We start from the raw sequence: 2,462 nt of genomic DNA, 5'->3' as shown, positions 1-2,462 counted from the left end.
ATGTTGGCCCTCGCGATATATGTCTGTTTGGACGCCCAATCGTACAATTTTCGTTCGTCCGTCAATTGCTGATTGTTCTTTTGGAAGTTGTCGAAGTATTGGCTGCGCGGCGAGTCAATAGCAAAGTCCACGCCGAGCACGTCCTCCACGATGTGCCGTACATGGTCGCTTTCGATGGTCACATTTTTTCTGGCCAAAGCGATGACGAAATGGCTGGCACCGTTGAGGCTGTTGACCGCTCCCGCAGCGATCTTTTTCAAGTCATCCTTGATTTCCTGATTGTTCACCAACAAGAACTTCCATGGCTCATAGCCAAAGGAACTCGGCGATAAGCGTGCCGATTCAATGATCGTTTCCCAATCTTCCTCAGCAATCTTTTTCGTCGGATCGAAGGATTTGGTGGCATAGCGGCTTTGGTGTGCTTCGATGATTTGTGCTCTTAATTCAGGTGTCGACATAGATGGATCTCCTCGCTTTACATGTTGATATTCGCAATAAATTCTATACAATCAATATACTACTTTTTTATGGAACAGACAGCAAGGAAGAAGTAATAAGCAAGTAAATGATCATCCCGACCTGGTGGCGATTTAATCAGAATTCCCTGCAGCCACTTGCTGTAATTCCTTACCGGTTAGTCTGAATACAGTCCACTCATCCATCGGTTCGGCACCCATCTTCTTGTAGAAGTCGATAGACGGCTTATTCCAATCGAGGCACCACCATTCCAGGCGGCCGTAGTCCCTTTCAATGACCAAATTAGCGAGAAACGAAAGCAACTGTTTCCCGAATCCGTAACCGCGGTAACCTTCCTTCACATACAGATCTTCAAGATACAGCCCGGGCTTGCCCAGGAACGTGGAAAAATTACTGAAGAACAACGCGAAAGCGACGGGTTCACCATCGACTTCCCCGATGATGACTTCAGCTTTTCTGTCTTCGAATATCGTCTTTCTTAACAGTTCTTCCGTTGCGGTGACTTCGGCAAGCAGGTTTTCGTAATCCGCCAATTCTCTGATGAAAGCCAAGATCAATCTGGTGTCATTTCCCTCCGCGAAACGGATGTTCATGCTTTTTTGCATTAGCGCACTTCCTTTTATTGTTCAAAAATTATTCGCAGAATAATTTTCCCATAGATCGAAGGTAATTGCTATTTAATCCTGAGATTCGGTTTGTTTCCACCAAGGCCATCCTGACCGAAGTACGGCTTTTCCGCCAAGAATTGAATCGATTTACAGATTACCCAACGGCGAACGCGCAATTCCCATATCGATCTGTGTGTGCTTCGTGATTTCGTTTTTAATGTATATAATCGGATTCTCCACAAAAACGTTGTGAATCTTCTCTTCGATTCCGGCGTTTTTTGTTTTGTCAGCAGGACCGTGCAGCAAATCCTCAAAATACGCTTCGACATCTTTCGGATAAAGATTGCCCGCCATAGAGGACAGACGGGTTGCTCCCAACGCGATCTTTTTGTCCAAATCGATTTCCCCGCCGGCGTAGATGCAGATTTTTTTGTCGGCAACAGAAATCAATTCGGGGATGCGCGCACTGTCACCCGCATCCTTGATGCCGATGATGTTTGGCAGCTTGATCAATTCAGCAAAAGTGTCCAGTTCCAGATTGAACCCGGTGCGCCGCGGATTGTTGTAGAGGATGATGGGCTTCTCGATAACTTTGGCGATAGCTTCCACATAGCGCATCGCTTCTTTTTGTGAAGGCAAGATATAAGGCGGAAAACCCAACAGCACTCCGCTGATTTTCGAGCTCGCGTTAACTTTTCCAGCCAGCTGCAGGGCTTCCTTTTGCCGGATGCTGGCGACTCCAAAGAGGATCTCCAGATCATCCGGCAGGAAACTGGCCGCGTCCAGGCTTTCCAGCAGCTGCAATTTCTCCGCCAAAGACAGGCTATGCTGCTCTCCGGTCGTGCCGCATACCAGGACGGATTTCACACCCTGGTCATAGAGATTCCGGATATGCTGCAAAGTTGCCTCCGTATTCAGATCCTCGTTATCGTAAAACGCGGTAGGGACCGCGATATGGAAATCATTCACCAGATCATGCATGTGCCTCTCCCCTTCATTGTTGATATGAAAACCATTATATCACTGTATTTCAAAATGCTTTACCTATACCTGACAAGCGAATGATATGGATATCAACCAAGTACCCAGACTACTGTGTTCGATTAAATGATATCCAAAATTGTCGAATACGATTGTATTATTCGACAATTTGACCTCGGAGGAATGCAAAATTGTCAAATATCAAGCAATTATTCAACAATTTCACTTTGAGCCGTCAAACACATCAGCATATGCGGCTCATTTTTTCGAGAACGCTCGACAATGTGAGCCATAATCTGAGCAAATCAGAACAGTCGGGAAAGAAGTCTGAGTACAAAGAAAGAACCGCACGAAATCAACCTTAAAAATGTTGATTTCGTGCGGTTTCTATTGTAG

The 2,462-nt window shown here is 45.9% G+C and carries 3 protein-coding genes; all 3 read right to left on the bottom strand.

Annotation, left to right across the window (positions count from 1 at the left end; genetic code table 11):
- On the bottom strand, positions 1–458 hold a 458-nt coding region (locus WBV27_RS03505), incomplete at its 3' end, for a nitroreductase family protein (protein WP_424199467.1).
- Between the two features lie 132 nt (positions 459–590).
- Positions 591–1,082, bottom strand: a complete 492-nt coding sequence (locus WBV27_RS03500) for an N-acetyltransferase family protein (protein ID WP_424199465.1) — start codon at positions 1,080–1,082, stop codon at positions 591–593.
- A 150-nt stretch (positions 1,083–1,232) separates the two neighbouring features.
- Positions 1,233–2,066: a dihydrodipicolinate synthase family protein gene (locus tag WBV27_RS03495; RefSeq protein WP_424199463.1), complete on the bottom strand. Its 834-nt coding sequence runs from the start codon at positions 2,064–2,066 to the stop codon at positions 1,233–1,235.
- Between the last annotated feature and the right edge of the window lie 396 nt (positions 2,067–2,462).

This window comes from Trichococcus sp. (assembly GCF_049589555.1).
Lineage (GTDB): Bacteria > Bacillota > Bacilli > Lactobacillales > Aerococcaceae > Trichococcus.
This window is presented reverse-complemented; position numbering and strand designations above follow the sequence as displayed.

Bases quoted from the DNA above. Each gene is read 5' to 3' on its own strand.
- WBV27_RS03500 (WP_424199465.1), bottom strand. From the start codon at position 1,082: ATGCAAAAAAGCATGAACATCCGTTTCGCGGAGGGAAATGACACCAGA.
- WBV27_RS03495 (WP_424199463.1), bottom strand. From the start codon at position 2,066: ATGCATGATCTGGTGAATGATTTCCATATCGCGGTCCCTACCGCGTTT.